This window comes from Xenorhabdus budapestensis (genome assembly GCF_002632465.1).
GTDB classification, from domain to species: domain Bacteria; phylum Pseudomonadota; class Gammaproteobacteria; order Enterobacterales; family Enterobacteriaceae; genus Xenorhabdus; species Xenorhabdus budapestensis.
This window is the reverse complement of sequence record NZ_NIBS01000003.1, coordinates 37,204-58,101: the sequence shown is the minus strand read 5'-3', so window position 1 is coordinate 58,101 and position 20,898 is coordinate 37,204. Positions and strand designations below refer to the sequence as shown.

At 41.9% G+C, this 20,898-nt stretch carries 21 protein-coding genes and 1 pseudogene; 8 read left to right on the top strand and 14 right to left on the bottom strand.

All coding sequences use genetic code 11. The features are described 5' to 3' along the window. The 9 genes from Xbud_RS04600 to fkpA form a co-directional block, all read right to left on the bottom strand. Positions 1–228: GTP-binding protein (locus Xbud_RS04600; RefSeq protein ID WP_244589852.1), on the bottom strand; the 228-nt coding region annotated here is incomplete at its 3' end. A gap of 70 nt (positions 229–298) precedes the next feature. Further along, positions 299–2,407, bottom strand: coding sequence for an elongation factor G (fusA, locus tag Xbud_RS04595; RefSeq protein WP_099134962.1), 2,109 nt, complete (start codon positions 2,405–2,407; stop codon positions 299–301). A gap of 93 nt (positions 2,408–2,500) precedes the next feature. Further along, entirely contained in the window at positions 2,501–2,971 is a 471-nt protein-coding gene (rpsG, locus tag Xbud_RS04590; protein ID WP_038269448.1) for a 30S ribosomal protein S7, read from the bottom strand. A gap of 98 nt (positions 2,972–3,069) precedes the next feature. Next, a complete protein-coding gene (gene rpsL / locus Xbud_RS04585; RefSeq protein WP_038269449.1) occupies positions 3,070–3,444 on the bottom strand; it encodes a 30S ribosomal protein S12 in 375 nt (124 codons plus the stop codon). A gap of 215 nt (positions 3,445–3,659) precedes the next feature. Continuing rightward, a complete protein-coding gene (gene tusB / locus Xbud_RS04580) occupies positions 3,660–3,947 on the bottom strand; it encodes a sulfurtransferase complex subunit TusB (RefSeq protein ID WP_099134961.1) in 288 nt (95 codons plus the stop codon). Positions 3,948–3,966: 19 nt separating this feature from the next. After that, the gene (gene tusC / locus Xbud_RS04575; RefSeq protein WP_099134960.1) at positions 3,967–4,326 is read right to left on the bottom strand and encodes a sulfurtransferase complex subunit TusC; all 360 of its coding nucleotides are present in this window, start codon (positions 4,324–4,326) and stop codon (positions 3,967–3,969) included. Positions 4,327–4,357: 31 nt separating this feature from the next. Beyond that, complete coding sequence (gene tusD, locus Xbud_RS04570) at positions 4,358–4,753, bottom strand: sulfurtransferase complex subunit TusD (RefSeq protein WP_099134959.1); 396 nt, start codon at positions 4,751–4,753, stop codon at positions 4,358–4,360. Further along, positions 4,753–5,490: a helix-turn-helix transcriptional regulator gene (locus Xbud_RS04565; RefSeq protein ID WP_099134958.1), complete on the bottom strand. Its 738-nt coding sequence runs from the start codon at positions 5,488–5,490 to the stop codon at positions 4,753–4,755. The genes tusD and Xbud_RS04565 overlap by 1 nt, the downstream gene beginning before the upstream one ends. 370 nt (positions 5,491–5,860) lie before the next feature. Beyond that, positions 5,861–6,625, bottom strand: a complete 765-nt coding sequence (fkpA, locus tag Xbud_RS04560; RefSeq protein ID WP_099134957.1) for an FKBP-type peptidyl-prolyl cis-trans isomerase — start codon at positions 6,623–6,625, stop codon at positions 5,861–5,863. Between the two features lie 318 nt (positions 6,626–6,943). Between fkpA and Xbud_RS04555 the strand changes: the two genes are divergently transcribed. Further along, positions 6,944–7,162, top strand: a complete 219-nt coding sequence (locus Xbud_RS04555) for a SlyX family protein (protein WP_099134956.1) — start codon at positions 6,944–6,946, stop codon at positions 7,160–7,162. 132 nt (positions 7,163–7,294) lie between these two features. On the opposite strand, the gene slyD is transcribed toward Xbud_RS04555, so the two are convergent. Further along, the gene (gene slyD / locus Xbud_RS04550; RefSeq protein WP_099134955.1) at positions 7,295–7,828 is read right to left on the bottom strand and encodes a peptidylprolyl isomerase; all 534 of its coding nucleotides are present in this window, start codon (positions 7,826–7,828) and stop codon (positions 7,295–7,297) included. A 139-nt stretch (positions 7,829–7,967) separates the two neighbouring features. Then, on the bottom strand, positions 7,968–8,171 hold the full coding sequence (locus tag Xbud_RS04545) for a YheV family putative zinc ribbon protein (RefSeq protein WP_099134954.1): 204 nt from the start codon (positions 8,169–8,171) through the stop codon (positions 7,968–7,970). A 227-nt stretch (positions 8,172–8,398) separates the two neighbouring features. Here Xbud_RS04545 and Xbud_RS04540 point away from each other — a divergent pair, with 227 nt between their 5' ends. After that, positions 8,399–10,351: an ABC transporter ATP-binding protein gene (locus Xbud_RS04540; protein ID WP_099134953.1), complete on the top strand. Its 1,953-nt coding sequence runs from the start codon at positions 8,399–8,401 to the stop codon at positions 10,349–10,351. Positions 10,352–10,684: 333 nt separating this feature from the next. On the opposite strand, the gene Xbud_RS04535 is transcribed toward Xbud_RS04540, so the two are convergent. Continuing rightward, positions 10,685–11,575: a LysR family transcriptional regulator gene (locus tag Xbud_RS04535; RefSeq protein ID WP_099134952.1), complete on the bottom strand. Its 891-nt coding sequence runs from the start codon at positions 11,573–11,575 to the stop codon at positions 10,685–10,687. A gap of 681 nt (positions 11,576–12,256) precedes the next feature. On the opposite strand from Xbud_RS04535, the pseudogene Xbud_RS04530 reads away from it, so the two are divergent. Continuing rightward, positions 12,257–12,886 (top strand): annotated as a pseudogene (locus tag Xbud_RS04530) (IS1 family transposase); the annotation flags it as partial. Between the two features lie 142 nt (positions 12,887–13,028). On the opposite strand, the gene Xbud_RS04525 reads toward Xbud_RS04530, so the two are convergent. After that, on the bottom strand, positions 13,029–15,131 hold the full coding sequence (locus Xbud_RS04525; RefSeq protein WP_099134951.1) for an inverse autotransporter beta domain-containing protein: 2,103 nt from the start codon (positions 15,129–15,131) through the stop codon (positions 13,029–13,031). A gap of 329 nt (positions 15,132–15,460) precedes the next feature. Between Xbud_RS04525 and murQ the strand changes: the two genes are divergently transcribed. Both murQ and murP read left to right on the top strand, forming a co-directional pair. Continuing rightward, complete coding sequence (gene murQ, locus Xbud_RS04520) at positions 15,461–16,366, top strand: N-acetylmuramic acid 6-phosphate etherase (RefSeq protein WP_211283494.1); 906 nt, start codon at positions 15,461–15,463, stop codon at positions 16,364–16,366. 43 nt (positions 16,367–16,409) lie between these two features. Continuing rightward, positions 16,410–17,858 carry a PTS N-acetylmuramic acid transporter subunit IIBC gene (gene murP, locus Xbud_RS04515; RefSeq protein ID WP_099134949.1) on the top strand — a complete coding sequence of 483 codons (1,449 nt, stop codon included), beginning with the start codon at positions 16,410–16,412 and terminating at the stop codon, positions 17,856–17,858. A 1-nt stretch (position 17,859) separates the two neighbouring features. On the opposite strand, the gene Xbud_RS04510 is transcribed toward murP, so the two are convergent. Continuing rightward, complete coding sequence (locus Xbud_RS04510; protein WP_099134948.1) at positions 17,860–18,465, bottom strand: LysE family translocator; 606 nt, start codon at positions 18,463–18,465, stop codon at positions 17,860–17,862. Between the two features lie 159 nt (positions 18,466–18,624). Here Xbud_RS04510 and Xbud_RS04505 point away from each other — a divergent pair, with 159 nt between their 5' ends. The 3 genes from Xbud_RS04505 (at position 18,625) to crp (ending at position 20,868) form a co-directional block, all read left to right on the top strand. Next, positions 18,625–18,843, top strand: a complete 219-nt coding sequence (locus Xbud_RS04505) for a YheU family protein (RefSeq protein WP_099134947.1) — start codon at positions 18,625–18,627, stop codon at positions 18,841–18,843. Positions 18,844–18,961: 118 nt separating this feature from the next. Continuing rightward, complete coding sequence (locus Xbud_RS04500; RefSeq protein ID WP_099134946.1) at positions 18,962–19,831, top strand: phosphoribulokinase; 870 nt, start codon at positions 18,962–18,964, stop codon at positions 19,829–19,831. A 404-nt stretch (positions 19,832–20,235) separates the two neighbouring features. Further along, entirely contained in the window at positions 20,236–20,868 is a 633-nt protein-coding gene (crp, locus tag Xbud_RS04495; RefSeq protein WP_004240730.1) for a cAMP-activated global transcriptional regulator CRP, read from the top strand. Positions 20,869–20,898 lie beyond the last annotated feature (30 nt).

Below are 20,898 nucleotides of genomic sequence, written 5' to 3'. Positions count from 1 at the left end.
GTGACGGGATGGAGTATCGTATTCTACGTGAGAAGTAGAGATGGTGATACCACGTGCTTTTTCTTCTGGTGCGTTATCGATCTGGTCGAATGCACGAGCATTACCGCCGTAAGTTTTCGCCAGAACGGTGGTGATTGCAGCAGTCAGGGTAGTTTTACCATGGTCAACGTGGCCGATAGTACCAACGTTAACGTGCGGTTTTGAACGTTCAAACTTTTCTTTAGACACGACTCTATTCCTTAATACCGCTCCCCCGTCACAAAGAGGAGGGAGCTAAAAAGATAGTAAACTCGAAAACTTATCTAGATTTACGAGCTTCGATAATAGCCTGAGCGACGTTGCTCGGCGCTTCGTTGTACTTCAAGAACTCCATGGAGTAAGAAGCACGACCTTGGGTCTGAGAACGCAGGTCAGTAGCATAACCAAACATTTCAGACAATGGTACTTGAGCACGAACAATTTTGCCCGTAGCTACATCATCCATACCATCGATCATACCACGGCGACGGTTCAAGTCACCGATGACGTCACCCATATAGTCTTCTGGTGTTTCCACTTCAACTTTCATGATAGGTTCCAGCAGAACTGGTTTCGCTTTCATGAATCCTTCTTTAAATGCCATAGATGCAGCAATTTTAAAGGCGATTTCTGAGGAGTCAACGTCATGGTAAGAACCATCAAACAGGGCAACTTTAACGTCAACTATTGGATAACCAGCCAGAACACCACTCTTCAGCTGTTCCTGAACGCCTTTGTCGACGCCTGGGATGTATTCTTTAGGAACAACACCACCAACGATTTCGTTCGCGAATTCGTAACCAGCTCCACCGGCTTCCAGAGGTTCGATACGCAGCCATACATGACCGTACTGACCACGGCCACCGGACTGTTTAGCGTGTTTACCTTCCTGCTCAACAGAGGCACGGATAGTTTCACGGTAAGCAACCTGAGGTTTACCTACGTTCGCTTCAACGTTGAATTCACGACGCATACGGTCAACCAATACGTCGAGGTGAAGTTCACCCATACCAGCAATGATAGTCTGACCAGACTCTTCATCACTGCTCACGCGGAATGAGGGGTCTTCCTGAGCCAGACGACCTAAAGCGATACCCATTTTTTCTTGGTCAGCTTTAGTTTTTGGCTCGATAGCAACAGAGATAACTGGCTCTGGGAATTCCATGCGCTCCAGAATAATTGGTGCGTTCAGGTCACAGAGAGTATCACCTGTAGTTACATCTTTCAGACCGATAGCAGCTGCGATGTCACCTGCACGGACTTCTTTGATTTCTTCACGTTTGTTAGCATGCATCTGAACGATACGGCCAAAACGTTCTTTCCTATCTTTAACCGGGTTCAGTACGGTGTCACCAGAGTTAACAACACCAGAGTAAACACGGAAGAACGTCAGGTTACCCACGAATGGGTCGGTAGCGATTTTGAACGCCAGTGCTGAGAATGGTTCATCATCGCTGGAATGACGTTCTGCTGGGGTATCTTTACCGTCTGGCAACATACCTTTGATGGATTCAACATCAGTTGGTGCTGGCAGATATTCGACAACTGCATCCAGCATTGCCTGAACACCTTTGTTCTTAAATGCAGAACCACAGGTAACCAGGATAATTTCGTTAGCCAGAACACGTTTACGCAAAGCTGCTTTGATTTCTTCTTCAGTCAGCTCTTCACCGCCCAGATATTTGTCCATCAGTTCTTCTGATGCTTCTGCTGCGGATTCGATCAGGTTCTGATGCCATTCCTGAGCCAGCTCAAGCATGTCAGCTGGGATATCTTCGTATTCGAAGGTAATACCCTGATCTTCGTCGTTCCAGTTGATTGCTTTCATTTTCAACAAATCAACAACACCGGTGAAGGTATCTTCTGCACCGATTGCCAATTGCAGAGGAACAGGGTTAGCAGCCAGACGAGTTTTGATCTGCTCAACAACGCGCAGGAAGTTCGCTCCCATACGGTCCATTTTGTTAACGAACGCGATACGTGGAACGTTATATTTGTTCGCCTGACGCCATACAGTTTCAGACTGTGGCTGAACACCACCAACTGCACAGTAAACCATTACTGCACCGTCAAGAACACGCATAGAACGTTCTACTTCGATAGTGAAGTCAACGTGGCCTGGGGTGTCGATGATGTTGACACGGTGTGGCTCATACTGTTTAGCCATACCAGACCAGAAAGCGGTAGTCGCAGCAGACGTGATGGTAATACCACGTTCTTGCTCCTGTTCCATCCAGTCCATAGTAGCAGCGCCATCATGAACTTCACCGATCTTATGACTGACACCAGTGTAGAACAGAATACGTTCGGTGGTAGTGGTTTTACCCGCGTCAATGTGCGCACTGATACCGATATTACGGTAACGAGTTATAGGGGTTTTACGAGCCATTTTTTCCTCTCTCGTGGGCGTTCAATTTAAAGAACGGGTAGCCAATCAGCTACCCAGAACATATTCACTGCCGATGGTATACCAAAAAATGGATTACCAACGGTAGTGTGCGAACGCCTTGTTAGCTTCTGCCATACGGTGAACGTCTTCACGTTTCTTAACAGCAGCGCCTTTGTTTTCAGCCGCATCAGATAATTCATTCGCCAGGCGCAGAGCCATCGACTTATCACCGCGTTTACGAGCAGCATCAACGATCCAACGCATTGCTAATGCATTACGACGAACCGGACGAACTTCAACTGGAACCTGGTAGGTAGAACCACCTACACGACGGGATTTAACTTCCACAGTCGGGCGCACGTTATCCAGTGCCAGCTCGAATGCTTCCAGATGATCTTTACCAGAACGCTGAGCCAGGGTCTCAAGCGCACCATATACAATTGCTTCTGCGACAGACTTCTTACCGTCTACCATCAGGATATTTACAAATTTTGCCAGCAGTTCAGATCCGAACTTTGGATCTGGCAGAATTTTACGTTGACCAATTACACGACGACGTGGCATGGAAATACTCCGTTTCGAATTTCAGGGTTGTCCAAAACTCTACGAGTTTATTCTGACATTAAAGTAAAAAATGTTTGGCCTTACTTAACGGAGAACCATTAAGCCTTCGGCTTCTTCACACCGTACTTAGAACGACCTTGTTTACGGTCTTTAACACCGGAACAGTCCAGTGCACCGCGAACAGTGTGGTAACGCACACCTGGCAAGTCTTTAACACGACCGCCACGGATCAGGATTACGGAGTGTTCCTGTAGGTTGTGGCCTTCACCACCGATATAGGAAGTCACTTCGAAACCGTTAGTCAAACGAACACGGCATACTTTACGCAGTGCTGAGTTTGGTTTTTTTGGAGTAGTGGTATATACACGAGTACATACACCACGTTTTTGCGGGCAAGCTTCCAGAGCAGGAACGTTGCTTTTCACAACTTTCGAGCTACGAGATTTGCGAACCAGCTGGTTAATAGTTGCCATTATTAAAAAAGCTCCTGGTTTTTTGCTTCGTAAACACGGATTTTACCCTCTGTCAGTCATGATGACAAAACGAGAGGACGCAGAATTTTATTGCTGACTTGACGAGGTGTCAAGAAATATACAGTCTTTCTACGGTGGTCGGCGGCGTCAAAGAGTTAGCAAGTATTGCTGGCTGAATAATACAGGCAGTGTCTGCGGACAAAATACAGAAATATTTACCAACTGAAACTTTGCTGATGTTTCACCGTTAAGCTAACAAAACCGTTGTAATTCACCACCCGTACACGATCTGAAACTTGATTAGCAAGCCCCCGTGCATCCAGATCATCCTGCAAAGCATAGATACCAGCTCCTGTGCGGATCAACTCAGCTAAATAGCGATTACCATTCACACTGAGCAATACTCCATTCTGAATCAGCAGGACATCATCCGCATCAGTGATCAGGCCAAGTATTGCATTGAAGTCATCCTGGTAAGGTGAGCATCTAACAGTATATAACATGTTATCTCTCCAAAATAGATTAAAATTTCAACACAGCATCATAGCCCGCTAACATTTGCCGAATGGCCTCAGTGGAGAGAAACTCGGCCTCCAGAATAAAATCATTTTCTGGGCTAAATCCTCTAACCATTAGATCTTCAAGACAAATATAATACTTATCAATGTCATACAGAGATAAAATCTTAAATGTTGAAATGTAGTCACGTGACAGAATTTTATCCGGTTGCTGGTCGGACAGTAGCTGGAATACTCCATCAGAAATAAAAAATACACCAATCTGCTCCGTCAAAGCTGATGTTGCGAGTAGAGCATCCAGCCCTTCTCTGCCGACAGAAGATCCGTGGGGAGCTTCAGTAAAAACGAAGGCGATTTTTTTCATTATTACCCTCAATACCCTTTTGCCTATGCCCCTAAAACTGTACCACGCGATCACATAACATCATGGCCTCAGCCAGAGAGCCAAGACCGCTGAGCTCAAACCCACTGGCTAGATTCGCAGCATCCAGATTCAGTTCATTTGCTTGTTGTTCATCTACAACACCACGCCGCAACGCTGCCGCAACACAAATGAATAAATTAAACTGGTGCTGAGCAGCCAATGACTGCCAAGCTCTGACGAGATCAAATTCATCATTAGCAGGTGCTACCAGCCGATTGCCATTCTGAACGCCTTCACGATAAAAAAATACGCTATGCAATTTATGGCCAGAAGCAATAAGTGCCTGAGCAAATTGATAGGCACTACTGGCTTGCTGAGTCCCATATGCTGGCCCGGTCACCAGAAGACAATAAGATAGTGACGACATTACTTCTCCGGACTTGTACATTCACCACTTTTAAACTGGCGAATATAAAGGTATACCGTATGTTTAGAGATATTCAGGCGATCAGCGACCTGATTAATAGCATCTTTGATATCAAAAATACCTTTCTCATAAAGATTCAGGACAACCTGTCTGTTTTTCGCATTGTTGGAAACATTGCGATCAGCATTTACCTCTTCAATAGTATATTCCAGAGTCTGTGCAACCAGATCGTCCACAGAAGAAGCAAAATTGACGTTTGAAGAAACTTCGTGAGTTTTTTCCGGAATAAAGGTCTGAATAATTTCTGAGAAAGGAACATCCAGATTCATATTAATACACAAAAGCCCGATAACTCTGCGCTGGCGATTACGAATCGCAATCGTAACCGATTTCATCAATGCTCCACTTTTCGCCCGTGTGAAATAGGCTCTGGAAACACTGGCGTCTTCATCCGTAATATCGTGCAACATCCGTAATGCCAGATCAGTGATGGGAGAGCCAATCTTACGGCCCGTATGTTCGCCATTAGCTATTCTGACAGCTGAACATTTAAGGTCTTCCAGTGAATGAAGAACAATTTCACAATACCCACCAATCAGCATAGCTAGGCCATCAACAGCCGCTTCATAAGATTTTAAAATTTCATGATCCGTTTCACTGAACGGTTGGTTTTCCAGTAAATCAATATCGCTGTTATCACCAGATATTTGATCTCCGGACAATAGTGGGGTAGACATGTAATACACCATCCTTCAAGCTTAGACTTCACCTCACCAAAAGCATCAGAGTGAGATTTATTATAACTGCAACTTAACAGAAAACATTTCAAAAACGCTGTATTCTATCCAGAATAATGACGTTAAAACTACATTAAATTGTCGTCAAGGCCTTACTGAATAGACTGCCAAGAGTTATCACAGTGTTTATGTTCAAATATACCTGATATATGAGAAAATTATTCCATTTAATGCTGTGTAAAATAATAACTGGTAAAATTCATTCTCTATATTTACGTTTATTACTTACTAAATCGAAGTAAATATTGGTATAACAAAACAGGGGCCTGGTAGCCCCTGTTATAAGATCATGTATTAATTACGATGAAAATTATTTTGCTTTCGCGTTAGGTTTAATATCCAACAATTCAATTTCAAAGACTAAGGTTGAGTTAGCCGGGATTTCTTGCACTCCATTTTTGCCATAAGCTAACTCAGGTAGGATGACCAATTTCATTTTTCCACCTTTTTTCAGGTGCTGAAGACCTTCTTTCCAGCCCGGGATCACTTTATCCAGAGGAATCGACAGAGGCTCTTTGCGTTCATAGGAATTATCAAACACTTTCCCGTCGATCAAACTTCCTTTGTAATTCACAACTACGGTATCACTTGCTACAGGAGTTTTACCACTTCCTTCCCGCTCAATTTTGTACAGAAGACCGGATTTCGTTTTTACAACTCCCGCTTCCTTAGCAAACTGCTCCCGGAATTTATCTCCTTTCTCACTATTTTCACTGGCCTCTTTCTCCAGCTTAGCCTGTAAAGAAGCTCGGATTTTTGCATCAAACTCACTGAGAACTTGCTGAATTTCTGTGTCATTCAGTTTACTTCTATTATTGACTGCATCTCCAAACCCAGCCAAAAGCTGAGATTTATCAATATCAATACCCAGCGCTTTTTGTTCGTCCAAAGATTTTTCCATATAACGACCTATGGAAGCTCCCAACGCATAAGAATCCTGCTGTACTACCGTTTTAAAAGCTTTATTCAGTTTCACTTCATCGTTGGTTTTTGTTTCAGCAGCCATTGTATACGGTGCACTGAATGCCATTACCAGTGTAGTTGCCAGCAAGGTTGTTTTTAACAATGATTTCATCTTATTCTCCAATAAATTTGACTGAGTTTGCCGTCAGCAAAAATCATGCAACCACATGTACTATAACTGCCTACGAAAACCAATAACAATATTTGCTATACGCCGCCCTGAAAAATACTGAAACAACCTTGAAGTAACTCATTGAGTGAAAAGCTTTCCTGCTCTCCAATTTCTCTCCACTCTGCTTTCAACCTTCACCAAAAAATTTAGACATTAAGGTTTGGCTATTAGGCCTTGTGCTTCAAGTATTATAGTATCGGTTTGGTTACAATAATCATTCCGTCGCGTAATTACATGATCAAAGACAGGGGAAAAGTAATGGTATTATCCAGCATTGAGCAGAGATTTGAGCAACTGGAAACTAAACTGGCCTATCAGGAAGTTACCATTGAAGCGTTGAATCAAGAAGTCAGAAAACAGCAGGTAGAAATAGATAAGCTAAAAGAACATCTAAAATTAATGGCCGAACGGCTTAAAGCTCATCAGTCATCAATTATTGCACCACTTTCAGAAGAAACGCCTCCACCCCATTACTGAAAAACAGATCCACTGAGGCCGCTTCTGGCTATCCAATTGGGGAAACGTTGGCCGGGGAAGGCAAAGAAACCGACAAAAAGACGACAAAAAGAGAAGCCAACCAGCTTCCCTTTTTTCAGCTAACCAGCTAATTTAGTGGCAACCACCGCCACAACAGCTATGACCTTCATGATCATGATGATCGTGATCACCGCAACCACCCTGACCATGTACGTGCCCATGAGCCAGTTCTTCTTCTGTCGCCTCACGAACCGCTACAATTTCAACATTGAATTTCAAGTTCTGACCAGCCAGCATATGATTACCATCAACAACAACTTCATCACCTTCTAAAGCGGTGATTTCAACAGGTACAGGCCCCATATCAGTATCCGCCAAGAAACGCATACCAACCTGTAACTCTTCTACTCCAACAAAAACATCTTTTGGTACGCGCTGAACTAAGTTCTCATCATATTGACCATACGCATCATTTGCTTCAACGCTAACATCAAAACGTTCACCAGCCTCACGGCCCTCCAGCGCTTTTTCCAAACCGCTAATCAGGGAACCGCGGCCATGCAGATAGTCTAACGGTGCGCTCACCGGAGACTCATCAACTAAAACACCATCTTCTGCTCTTACTTGATAAGCCAAGCTGACCACCAAATCTTTTACTACTTTCATGACATCTCCTACGATACCCAGGAAAAAACGTGGGGAAAATTGTTACGACTAAAAAAATGCCGCTGATTGTACCGGAATTCTACTTCACTGTACCCAGAGATGGAAAAATTTATCCGTTACCCATTGTAATTACATTGAGTTACTGAGGTGTAAAAATGCCGATAACTTGTTCCTGCTCTCTGATATGAGATGTTACAGCCTCATCAGTTTGTCGCTGGAGATGTCCACAGTGAACACACTCGACAATATCAACTTTGTTTTCCTGCCACATTGCCAAAGTATCCTGTGACTGACACTTCGGGCACACAGCACCTGCTATAAAACGTTTACGACTCACTGACATACTTACCCCCATTGCTGTTCATGCTTGATGCAGATGCCCCCCCTAACCTGATTAATGTTTTACGCAGTAGTTCCACTTCGCTCACATCACCATGTTAGAGACAATAACATCAGTCCCCTTTCAGGACGTGTCAGGCCACCTATTTTCCGTTACCATGCATGCCAAGCTATCAAAACGAATACATATAATTTCATTATTAACTTAACATATCCCATACAGACAACATCATGATTGTTTTTTCTTCTCTGCAAATCCGTCGAGGTATTCGCGTCCTACTGGACAATGCCTGCGCAACCATCAATCCCGGACAAAAAGTGGGATTAGTTGGTAAAAATGGTTGTGGTAAATCAACCCTACTCTCATTACTGAAAGGTGAACTACAAGCTGAAAGTGGCTTAGCGACATTTCCCAACAATTGGGCTTTAGCATGGGTGAATCAGGAAACACCAGCTCTGGAGATTTCGGCTCTGGAACATGTGATCGATGGTGATCGTGAATTCCGCCAATTAGAGCAGAAACTGAAAATTGCCAACGAACAGAATGATGGGCATGCCATTGCACACCTTCACGGCTTGCTCGACACCATTCAGGCATGGACAATTCGTGCTCGTGCATCCAGTTTACTGCATGGTCTGGGATTCTCTCAGGCTCAACTGGAACAACCTGTCCGTTCATTTTCCGGTGGCTGGCGTATGCGACTTAATCTGGCTCAGGCACTGATTTGTCGTTCTGAGCTATTGTTGCTTGATGAACCCACCAACCACCTTGATCTGGATGCTGTAATCTGGCTCGAAAAATGGCTGAAAAACTATACAGGTACTTTAATCCTGATATCGCACGACAGAGATTTCCTCGATCCAATCATTGATAAAGTCCTGCACATCGAACAGCAGAACTTATTTGAATACACAGGCAATTACTCTTCCTTTGAACGGCAACGGACAGCCAAACTTGCCCAGCAACAAGCCTTATACCAAAGCCAGCAAGAGAAAGTAGCGCATTTGCAAAGCTACATTGATCGTTTTCGTGCTAAAGCTTCTAAGGCAAAACAAGCCCAAAGCCGAATCAAAATGTTGGAACGAATGGAGCTGATTACACCTGCTCATGTTGATAACCCATTTCGTTTCAGTTTCCGCCAGCCAGACAGCCTGCCAAATCCACTATTAATTATGGAAAAAGTCAGTGCCGGATACGGAGATAAAATGGTACTGAACTCAATCAAATTAAATCTGGTTCCGGGTTCACGAATTGGCTTGTTGGGTCGTAACGGTGCAGGTAAATCAACCCTGATAAAATTACTGGCAGGGGAACTCGCCCCACAACGAGGAGAGATTTCCTTAGCTAAAGGCATCAAGCTAGGATATTTTGCACAACATCAGTTGGAATACCTTCGTGCAGATGAATCTCCTTTACAACATTTAGCCAGACTTGCTCCTCAGGAAACAGAACAACAGTTAAGAGATTATCTTGGTGGTTTTGGTTTCAAAGGTGACCAAGTGACCGATCCAACTGTCCGTTTCTCCGGAGGAGAAAAAGCCCGATTGGTGCTGGCGCTGATTGTCTGGCAACGCCCGAATCTTCTGTTGTTGGATGAACCGACCAACCACCTCGATCTCGATATGAGACAAGCATTGACTGAAGCCTTGATCGATTTCGATGGCGCTCTTGTTGTGGTATCGCACGACAGACACTTATTGCGTTCCACGACAGATGAACTTTATCTGGTACATGATGGCAAAGTAGAGCCTTTCAAAGGTGATTTGGAAGACTACCAGCAATGGCTAACAGAGTTACAACGTCAACAGTTGCGTGAAAGTCAGGAAAAAGAAAAAACAGCTCCCGGTACAGATGATTCTGTAAGTAACGTTCAGAATTACAGTGCACAAGAACGCAAAGATCAAAAACGGCGTGAAGCAGAATTCCGTAGCCAGACGCAACCATTGCGTAAGCAACTCACAGTTCTCGAAAAAGAGATAGAAAATTTAGGTACGAAACTGGCAAGTTTGGAAGAAAAACTTTCAGATAACACAATATATGAAAGTGAACGTAAAACTGAATTAACGGAATGCCTGCATCAACAAATAAAAACCAAGTCCAGACTGGAAGATATCGAAATGGAATGGCTGGATATTCAAGAGCAACTTGAAAAAATGACAGAAACATTTAACGCCAATCAGTAAGTTTATTACCATTCAATTATTGTTAAGCAATGATTATCGGGTATTGTAATTCAATACCCGATAATCATGCTTTATATGGCAAGGCGCCTAAACGTATTATGTGCACAGATAAGAATAGGAATTCATCTAAAACTAACTATCTTACTGACCGTAAAAATGATAAGTCATTTAATTAAAAGGTGTTTCTATAAATATAAAACATCAGTAATTCTAATAAACATTCTATGCTCCTTAACGAAAACTGCCTTATCATTTATAATTTAAATCTGATTTCAGAATCTGAGTACATTAAGAATAACAAAAAATAATTCACTGATTACTTATCAAATTATTTTACAAATTCGCCACCAATGCAGAAAAACTTTCGGCATCGTCAACCAAATCATCATCTATTGACTTACCCCATACTACACCTAAATCTATTTTCTTATCTGTTTCAATAATTTCTAACAAATTCATATAATAATCAGGAATTGCAGCAATCATTCGTTTAGGTACACATGCATAAGTACCGTTCTTTGTAATCATCTCCATAATTAACATAATATCATTTGTTTTTAATAACAAATTCATATTATCACCAGTATAAACAGGAAAAACATTCAGACAATCATTCAGGTCAATCACCTCTTTTTTTCCCGATGAATTGATCAGAAAATTCTTATGTTCAGATTTACTGTTTTCCGCTCTAAATTTAGATACCAATTGACTCCTTTTTCTAAAGATATAAACCAATTTTTCAGTAAAAGTTTTTTTCGGCTCTAACTGTGTCACAGCCACCAACGGCACTACGGCTACATGGAGCATTCCCACATTTAACAAACTAATCTGCTGTTCAACTGACAATCCTGTCATCAAAGCCAGAACAATATTCCCTTTCTTCCCTGCAAGCTGCCTTTCTATTTGCAAATAGTTATGAGTGGGAAAACAGGAGCCGATATATAGATGCCTGACAATTTCCTTTTTTGAATCAGACTGTACCTGACTTTTAAACTGCTCATAATGCGTTAAAAACTTCCTGGCATTTTCCAACGTCTTCTGCCCAAAATCTGTTAATCTTGTTCCACTTGGCCCCCTTCTGAATAATGAAGCACCCAGAATACCTTCCAGACCATGTATTTTTTTCGTCAAGGCAGGCTGAGAAAGGTAAAGTTTCTCTGAAGCCTTATGATAATTAAGAGTCTCAGCCAAAACGATGAAAGCTTCAAGATTGCGTATATCCATGTTCTTTCGCCCAATGGTTGTGAATAACGACAAAACATTACAGATTCATGGTGATAGCATTTTAACTTCGTGTTTCGCCAAAGGTCTTATCGGGACTACTGGTCAAAATGTTAACTAGTGAAATGTTAGTTAATAAGGATACAATCAGCAAAAGATTTACTATTGTGTTTTAATCACATAAATTAATAATTACATTTGTGATAAAGATGAAATATGATCTACCAGTACAGAAAAAGATAATAAATCCAACATCAAATAACTTCCGAACATTAAAATTAAGTTTAATAAAAACAAAATACCACACTATTAAACCACATGTGAATAGATTAATAATAAAAACCAAGAAAAGCATATCAAACTAGTTTACTCGTATAATGACATACCCCATAGTTTATTCATGTGTTCTTATAATAAAATCTATCCATATCTTTATCACCAATTCATAATTAACACATATCACGTGTTAATTTTAAAACACATCCATCTCCATAATACAATTTGGAACCTATTGAAGAAAATAAATAACAAAGTATTTATTAATCAGAATCTGAGTAAAATACAACATTTATGACAACTTATTTTATAGAGTGATATTACCTATATAATATACCTATCCTTATTCCAAGTTTTTAACTTCTTAGATATAGGAACATTCTGTATTTATATATTATTGCATAAGTAAGGCATGGCGGCCATCCCCGTTATTGCTGTTATGCCTGCTGTAAGGTCTTTCAGTTGGAATACACCTATCAAGCCTGCACAGCCCGGTGTTAAAGAGCAGGTTATCGATATGGCAATGAATAACAGAGGGATCCGCGACACCGCCCGTGTCCTGAAAGTGGCCACAAGCACCGTCATGACAACGCTAAAAATTTACACCCCCGAAACGTGACGACGCGTCCTCTTGACGGGGATAACATTCAGCTTATCTGTGAAATGGATGAGCAAGGGTCGTTTGTGGGGAACAAGAAAAATCAACGCTGGCTCTGGTATGCCTGGGAACCTAGTCTGAAACGAATAGTAGCGCCTATTTTTGGGGATCGCAGCCGGAAAACATTAGACAAACTGCTTGCCCTTTTATCGCCCTTTAATATTCGGTTTTATTGTACGGATAATTATGCTGTATATGACAGCCTCCCAGAGGAAGAACACCTGACTGGGAAGACATTCACCCAATGTTTAGAAAGAAACAATTTAACGCATCGAACCCGGATAAAAAGACTGAATCGAAAAACGATAGAATATTCTAAATCTAAGGAAATGCACGATAAAGTGATTGGCACTTTCATTGAGCGTGAGAACTATTTTTAATAAGATATTCTAACTGTTTAATACACAATTGGTTCTTATAGGTTGGCCTGATACCATATTAATCAATGAATTAAATATTTAAGAAAATAAAAAACACAGGCTAAAAAAACCAAACCTGTGTTTCTGTCATCAATATTTATTTTTAACCCGCTAATTTACACAACAATCTGCCAAAATGATTAGGATTGGTGTCTGTTTTGTCTTTACCTTTTTCACTGTCTTTATCGTAATAATATAAGATGAATTCTGACGATTTTTCATCAACAGCCACTTTTATCTTTTCATCATCAGGTAAAACGCCGAAGCCTGGGAACCCCAGATATTCATTTTTCAATGAAGAACTATCTGTAGATGTCGATCCCACAACATCCTTTTCAGTTACTGATATAGCTTTACGTGACCATGAATAGCCAGATTCAAGAGTTTCACATTTACCGTTTCCAAAGTTGTTTCTTAATTCTACATAGCCAACTTCGGGGCTAAAAATATATCTCTGTGGATTAAATGTGTATTCATACGTATATTTAGCCCCTGTATCGGAATCAGTCACTGTCGCAATAACGGTTGCTTTTTTAGAAGCATTAAAATGTTCAGCAGGGAAAGTTATATTCCCTACATGATCTATTTTTACAAGGTTGGTCGAAGATTCATAAGTGACACGCTCTTTTTCTCCAGCAATATGTTCAGGGAGATCTTCTGGTTCAGATGCTTCTTTTGTTAACTTAATAATTAAATTATTAAAAACATTGTAAGGCTTTTTCCGCCCCTTTTCATCAGTAGTCTCATTTGTATAAATATAGATGGCATGACTATCAGGGGAAATTAACTTTAGCCCCGCAGCTTGTGAAACAGCTTTAAAACTCACTGGTGTTCTCGCAACTATAGAATATGATTTATTAGCATCAATAGTAACGTTCACTTTGGCTATGATGTCATCCACTCCCACATTACTCACCAATGAAGCAATTAAATATCCCTCATTATCTGTAGTCGTCCGAATATCTTGAAAATGTAAGTCTTTTCTCGGCAACCTATCATTTTCAAAGCCCCATATTACTTGCTTTAAGCGATGGTTAAGCAGTGGCTTCCCACTGTCCGGATCGATAATTAAAATCCTATAGGTATACATATCCTTCCCATTCCCGTAGAGAGCCTCTTTTGGGAAGACGTCCATATCAGGCAATCGAACCCTGTGATCCAGCACGATGTTATTATTTCTTTCCACCAAATCATAACGGCTGCCCGCCAGTGTACGCATTGATGCAACGTTATCTGGTGATAATTGAATGCTAAGCGGCACACCGAATCTATAGTTTAAATTGGCCTGAAACCGGGCTTCACTGTGCCCGCCACTACTATGTCTGTAATCCACACCCATCGTTATCAATGGAATTGGTGTGTAACTCAGGCCCACTTTGGCAAGAGCGGGATTTTTCTGTTTAGTGTCACGATTAAACAAGGTAACGTTATCACCAAAGTACTGTTCATAACTCAGCTTACCTCCGAGATTCGGATATGCTGGCAAGAAGAATTCACTATTGAGATCAAAACCATTGGCAGGACGCTCTTCCCAGTTTTCCTCTTTCAGTGACTTTCGCCATTTGCTCAGACGCAGGTAAGCATTGGCTGAGAATTTTAGGTAATCAGTCCACGCTTCCCCACCCAACCCCAAACGTTTATTGCGTCCTGTGACGTCATGGTCGAAGAAGGTATTGAAACCATACATCCAGTCAGATGTGAAATAACGCCCACCGAGCCCCAAATTAACGGTATGGCGGCTATCTTTATTGCGATAACCCAGCTGGGAGAAAAACAACCAGTCCGCTTTATTATCGTAGAGAGGCAATAACAGATCTAATGAGCTGTTATCCAGCTTGCCTTTTCTGTCGAGGGATAAATTCACTTTAGCTGTCCCAAATTGAGACAGCCATTTTTGTACTTCACTATTTATTGTTCCATTTAATCTACCTAAAGCGTAGGATGTGGCTTGTTCAGTCAGTTGGGCTGAAGAGGATGACAATAAACCACCTATCATATGAATATTTTGAATAATAATACTTGATTTATCTTTTTCTGTTTCGTCAAATTTATTTTCATTATTTATATCCTGTAAAAATGTTTTTACGTTTTTATCTTCATGATTACTTTCACTCACTGAAAATGTATTCATGGAGATAAACAGCAAGCAAAAAGAACATATTAATATTAAAAACCGTATGAATTCATTAATAAAAACAAGCTTCATAGATCAGTTCCTCAATAAAATACAGGGAGTTACCAGAGACTGGCATCAGATATTCAACACTTTTTTCACAACCAACATAAATTAGAAAATTCTTTTATTGCTACGTAATAAAAGGTCTTCATCAAGCAATAGATAAAAGGAATCAATTTTATTTATCAGGTGAGTAATTAATTCTATATTTATGAATATGGTGTTTACGATTACTCTGAATGAACAAAAAAAATAAAAAAACAGTCTGAAATATGAAAGCTATATTATGTGATCAGTGCGATAATTCAGTATTTATGAATTACCTAAAATCATTCCATCACATGCAGCAGGAAAAAATGATGAAAATCAATCTGAATAATCTGGTGACTGAAAGCCGTAACCCCGCCAGTGCTCATATTGATGAGTTATCAACACTCGATATGCTCAGCGTTATCAATGATGAAGACAAAAAAGTCGCCGTTGCGGTTGAGCAAACACTACCTCAGGTTGCTCTCGTAGTTGATAAAGTTGCAGAAGCTTTCCGTCAGGGGGGACGCTTAATCTATAGCGGAGCAGGAACATCAGGGCGATTAGGGATTTTGGATGCCAGCGAATGTCCACCAACCTACGGCACCAAACCGGAACAAGTGGTCGGTTTAATTGCTGGCGGGCATCAGGCAATTTTGAAAGCAGTCGAAAATGCGGAAGATAATCGGCAACTAGGCGCAGATGATCTTAGGGAGCTACACTTTAATGAAAGAGATGTGCTGGTTGGAATTGCCGCCAGTGGCCGGACACCCTACGTGTTAGGAGCGATGGAGTATGCCAAATCAGTGGGAGCAACTGTCGCTTGTATCAGTTGCAACCCTGACAGCCCGATGACCAAGCTGGCTGATATCACTATCACCCCCATTGTAGGGTCGGAAGTTGTAACAGGTTCCTCCCGTATGAAAGCCGGTACAGCGCAAAAACTGGTGCTGAATATGATCACGACAGGAGCCATGATCCGTACTGGTAAGGTATATGGCAATTTGATGGTGGATGTGGAAGCCACTAATGCTAAGTTAGTTGAACGACAAAAAAATATTGTCATGGCTGCTACTGAGTGCAGCAGGGAAACGGCAGAGCAAGCCCTGAACGCCTGTAACGGTCACTGCAAAACTGCAATTGTGATGATTCTATCGGGGATCAGTGCCGAAAAAGCCAGAATGTTATTAACAGAACATCAAGGGTTCATCCGGCCAGCGATTTCAACCGCTCGATAATCATTACCTTTTCTTTGTAGAAGTTAAATCGCAGGGGTGGTACGTGGCTAAGATTAATTCAGATATGTTGGTTGAAATTCTTCACGCCATTGGTGGAACAAGTAATGTCATACATAGTGGCAACTGTATGACCCGTCTGAGATTGACGTTACGTGATGATTCTCTGGTCGATAAGGCTAAACTGAAGCTAATGCCCGGCGTTCTGAGTGTAATTGAAAGTAATGAACAACTCCAGATTGTCCTTGGCCCCGGTAAGGCCCAAGCAGCGGCGGATATGATGAATGAACTATTAAGTTCTGCTGATCTTCCCGCCTCTGAACATCACTCGGCAAATTTGAAAGAAATTGCCTCTTCCAATAAAAAACACCTCAAAGAGAAACAAACCAGTTCAATCCATAAATTCCTTACCAAATTTGCCACCATTTTTACTCCCCTGATCCCCGGTTTTATCGCTGTTGGTCTACTACTGGGCCTTGCAACTCTGCTGGAGCAAATTTTCATTCAGGGTGCTGCACAATCCAACGCGGTATTGGTTGAAATGATCGGCTATATGAAGATTTTCAGTAAAGGAATGTTCACTTTTTTCAGTATTTTGATTGGTTACAATGCGCAGAAAGCTTTTGGCGGTTCAGGCGTTAATGGTGCCATCATCGCTTCCCTGTTTATTTTGGGTTATAACCCTGACGCCACCAGCGGCTTTTATTCTGGTATCAGCAACTTCTTTGGCTTTGCTATCGACCCACGGGGAAATATTATCGGGGTATTAATTGCCTGTATCCTGGGAGCCTGGATTGAGAAGCAGATCCGTAAGATCATGCCCGCTGATCTGGACATGATCCTGACCTCTGCTATCACGCTGCTTATCATGGGCGCAGTTACTTTTATTGTAATTATGCCGATAGGAAGTTATCTGTTTACAGCAATGTCATGGCTTTTCACCAATCTGAATGGTAATCCATTCGGTACAGCCATTTTGGCAGGGCTGTTCCTGATCGCTGTGATGTTCGGTGTGCATCAGGGTTTTGTGCCAGTCTATTTTGCTCTGGTAGAAACGCAAGGGTTTAATTCCCTGTTTCCGATTCTGGCAATGGCAGGAGCAGGGCAAGTGGGTTCTGCGCTGGCGCTATATGTGAGAGCCAAAAAAGATTCGTTGCTACGCACTCAAATCAAAGGAGCTATTATTCCGGGCTTTTTAGGGATCGGTGAGCCCTTAATTTATGGGGTGACATTGCCTCGCATCAAACCTTTTGTTACCGCCTGTTTTGGTGGCGCAGTTGGTGGCTTTTTTGTCGGCCTGATTGCCTGGTTTGGATTACCTGTCGGCCTGAATACGGTTTTCGGCCCCTCCGGTGTAGTTGCTCTGCCCTTAATGACATCCCAAACAGGCATTTTCATGGGCATGGCGGTATACGGTGCGGGGCTGATTGTTTCGTATATCAGCGGCTTTGTGCTGACGTTTTTCTTTGGCAGCAAGAATATTGATTTGAGCTGATTCAGCTAATCCAGATTAATGGTACACAAGCCGCTGTCAAAAGCCCCATCACGATATTGAAAGTAAACCATGCCGTGCGGCTTTTTAACAGACGGCCAATCATAGCCCCCAAAATAAGCCATATCATCCCGGTGACTGTATTACACAATAACATCACCACGCTGATGACCAGAATGGAATGGATATATAAATCCCCTGCTAAACTGTAGCTACTGATAGCCCCTAACCCCATCATCCATGCTTTCGGGTTCAAAAACTGCAATAACCAGCCTTGATGACCTTTAATGGGTATCCCAAGGGATTGTGTAGCCTCCAGCCGTTTGTATTGTGCAGTCACCGTCTTCCAGGCCAACCACAGTAAATACAGGCTACCGAGCACTTTCAGGCCTGTGTGTATGGCCGGATATACCAGCAGTAACGCAGCAATACCAAAAGCAGACAACAACAGGACAGTTTGCATCCCAAGAACAATTCCCAACAACAGTATCAATGAGCGGCAGAGCCCAAAGTTAGCACCAGATGATGTCAGTAACATATTATTCGGGCCAGGCGTAATCGCGGAGATAAACATAAATGTACTCAGTGAGAATATCAGGCTGGCGGTCATGACGTGCTTTATCCCTCAATTATTGACATTTCCTTTCTAAGAAAATAGCAGTATGTTATTCAGCACACAAGGCCAGTTAACAATGAAAGTTAAACTCAAAAACATCCCCAAAACTAAGCAATACCAGCAGCTAATATAATGTGATATGGAGCGACCACAATGATTATCCCGTGGCAACAAGTAGAACCCGATACTCTACTTAACTTGATCGAGAATTTTGTCTTACGGGAAGGCACCGACTACGGTGAACTTGAAAAAACACTGGAACAAAAAGTACAGGATGTAAAACGCCAGCTTGAGCGAGGTGAAGCCCTGCTGGTTTGGTCTGAATTGCATGAGACTGTCAATATCATACCTAAGGAGATGTTTCGTTCATAGTTTCATATCATTTCCGGTTCAATAACATTTCATTCAACATCTGTTTGTTTTATTGGCCTAATACTGCTGATTACGAGAAAGATCATCCCAACTTTTTAATGATAAGGAGTCTGTTCTTATGTCTTCCAAACACCCTGTCATCGCCATAACCGGCTCTAGCGGAGCCGGAACAACCACCACCAGTGTGGCATTTCGCAAGATTTTCCAACAACTCGGCATCACTGCCGCACTTATTGAAGGGGATAGTTTCCACCGTTATACCCGCCCTGAAATGGACGCAGAAATACGTAAAGCGAAAGAACAAGGCAGGCACATCAGTTATTTCGGGCCAGAAGCCAATGACTTCCATATGCTGGAGAAGACATTCTTTGAATATGGGGAAACAGGTACTGGCCGCTGGCGGAAATATCTGCATACTTATGATGAAGCGGTTCCCTATAACCAAGTACCGGGGACATTCACACCCTGGGAATCGCTGCCATCAAACACCGATATGCTGTTTTATGAAGGGTTACATGGTGGTGTTGTTACTCCGCAATACAATGTCGCCGAATTAGTTGATCTACTGATTGGTGTTGTTCCCATCGTCAACCTTGAATGGATACAAAAGCTCATTCGCGATACCAGTGAACGCGGGCATTCAAGGGAAGCGGTTATGGATTCCATGGTTCGTTCAATGGATGATTATATTCGCTATATTACGCCACAGTTTTCCCGCACTCACATCAACTTTCAACGCGTTCCTACTGTTGATACTTCCAACCCCTTCTCTGCCAAAGCCATTCCTTCTTTAGACGAAAGTTTTATCGTCATCCGCTTCCGTGGTCTGAGCCAAATCGATTTCCCGTATTTACTGGCCATGCTTCAGGGTTCGTTTATCTCCAGCATAAATACTATCGTCGTTCCGGGTGGAAAAATGGGACTGGCAATGGAGTTAATTATGGCTCCGTTAGTTCAACAATTATTGGAAGGCAAAAAAATTTCCTGAATTAAGCACAAGTTAATTATCAATAACACAGGTAACAAAAAATAATGTTACCTGTGACAAAACACCAACTATTCACCCATTTATAAATAAAAATGTAGTAAATGAGGTTCTGCAAACAGTTTTCTGGTAATTTGTTAACTGGTTTTATATGCTGAAGCGATACAGGAGAAGACAGAAACGCTTTCCTGTGTTACAAACAGAGTTACAAGCGAAACTGGCAGGTTTTATGGATCTGGCTGACTACACCGATATGTTAGCCTCCTTATAAGCCTATATAAAATTCTTACTTGTCAGTTTTTCAGCAAGTTAATATGTTAATCTATTGACTTTATAAAGCCAGCCTGATGAGAAACTGTCAGTTTCTCAGAACATAAAGGCAGAAATAACAACAGAGGATAAAGCGAATGGTTCTCGGCAAGCCACAAACAGACCCTACTCTTGAATGGTTTTTGTCACACTGCCATATTCACAAATATCCATCCAAGAGCACGCTTATTCATCAAGGCGAGAAAGCAGAAACGCTTTACTACATTGTTAAAGGTTCAGTTGCTGTTCTAATAAAAGATGAAGAAGGTAAAGAAATGATCCTTTCTTATTTAAATCAGGGGGATTTTATTGGTGAGCTTGGATTGTTTGAAGAAGGGCAAGAGCGTACTGCATGGGTGCGAGCTAAGAGCGCCTGTGAAGTAGCTGAAATTTCCTATAAGAAATTTCGCCAGTTAATTCAGGTTAATCCCGATATTCTGATGCGTTTATCCGCTCAAATGGCAAGCCGCTTACAAACAACATCGGAAAAAGTTGGAAACCTGGCATTCCTGGATGTGACAGGTCGCATTGCACAGACATTGCTCAATCTTGCCAAACAGCCTGATGCAATGACCCATCCTGATGGTATGCAAATCAAAATTACACGTCAGGAAATTGGGCAGATTGTCGGATGTTCCCGTGAAACAGTCGGCCGCATTCTGAAAATGCTGGAAGATCAAAACCTGATCTCTGCGCACGGCAAAACGATTGTCGTTTATGGAACCCGCTAGTTCCTGAAATTGCGCTTGAATTAGGCCAGT

Bases quoted from the DNA above. Each gene is read 5' to 3' on its own strand.
- tusD (WP_099134959.1), bottom strand. From the start codon at position 4,753: ATGTCGTCACTATCTTATTGTCTTCTGGTGACCGGGCCAGCATATGGG.
- tusB (WP_099134961.1), bottom strand. From the start codon at position 3,947: ATGTTATATACTGTTAGATGCTCACCTTACCAGGATGACTTCAATGCA.
- slyD (WP_099134955.1), bottom strand. From the start codon at position 7,828: ATGAAAGTAGTAAAAGATTTGGTGGTCAGCTTGGCTTATCAAGTAAGA.
- Xbud_RS04545 (WP_099134954.1), bottom strand. From the start codon at position 8,171: ATGTCAGTGAGTCGTAAACGTTTTATAGCAGGTGCTGTGTGCCCGAAG.
- Xbud_RS04500 (WP_099134946.1), top strand. From the start codon at position 18,962: ATGTCTTCCAAACACCCTGTCATCGCCATAACCGGCTCTAGCGGAGCC.
- Xbud_RS04505 (WP_099134947.1), top strand. From the start codon at position 18,625: ATGATTATCCCGTGGCAACAAGTAGAACCCGATACTCTACTTAACTTG.
- Xbud_RS04565 (WP_099134958.1), bottom strand. From the start codon at position 5,490: ATGTCTACCCCACTATTGTCCGGAGATCAAATATCTGGTGATAACAGC.
- Xbud_RS04555 (WP_099134956.1), top strand. From the start codon at position 6,944: ATGGTATTATCCAGCATTGAGCAGAGATTTGAGCAACTGGAAACTAAA.
- murQ (WP_211283494.1), top strand. From the start codon at position 15,461: ATGAAAATCAATCTGAATAATCTGGTGACTGAAAGCCGTAACCCCGCC.
- Xbud_RS04540 (WP_099134953.1), top strand. From the start codon at position 8,399: ATGATTGTTTTTTCTTCTCTGCAAATCCGTCGAGGTATTCGCGTCCTA.
- fkpA (WP_099134957.1), bottom strand. From the start codon at position 6,625: ATGAAATCATTGTTAAAAACAACCTTGCTGGCAACTACACTGGTAATG.
- Xbud_RS04535 (WP_099134952.1), bottom strand. From the start codon at position 11,575: ATGGATATACGCAATCTTGAAGCTTTCATCGTTTTGGCTGAGACTCTT.
- Xbud_RS04510 (WP_099134948.1), bottom strand. From the start codon at position 18,465: ATGACCGCCAGCCTGATATTCTCACTGAGTACATTTATGTTTATCTCC.
- rpsL (WP_038269449.1), bottom strand. From the start codon at position 3,444: ATGGCAACTATTAACCAGCTGGTTCGCAAATCTCGTAGCTCGAAAGTT.
- crp (WP_004240730.1), top strand. From the start codon at position 20,236: ATGGTTCTCGGCAAGCCACAAACAGACCCTACTCTTGAATGGTTTTTG.
- tusC (WP_099134960.1), bottom strand. From the start codon at position 4,326: ATGAAAAAAATCGCCTTCGTTTTTACTGAAGCTCCCCACGGATCTTCT.
- Xbud_RS04525 (WP_099134951.1), bottom strand. From the start codon at position 15,131: ATGAAGCTTGTTTTTATTAATGAATTCATACGGTTTTTAATATTAATA.
- rpsG (WP_038269448.1), bottom strand. From the start codon at position 2,971: ATGCCACGTCGTCGTGTAATTGGTCAACGTAAAATTCTGCCAGATCCA.
- fusA (WP_099134962.1), bottom strand. From the start codon at position 2,407: ATGGCTCGTAAAACCCCTATAACTCGTTACCGTAATATCGGTATCAGT.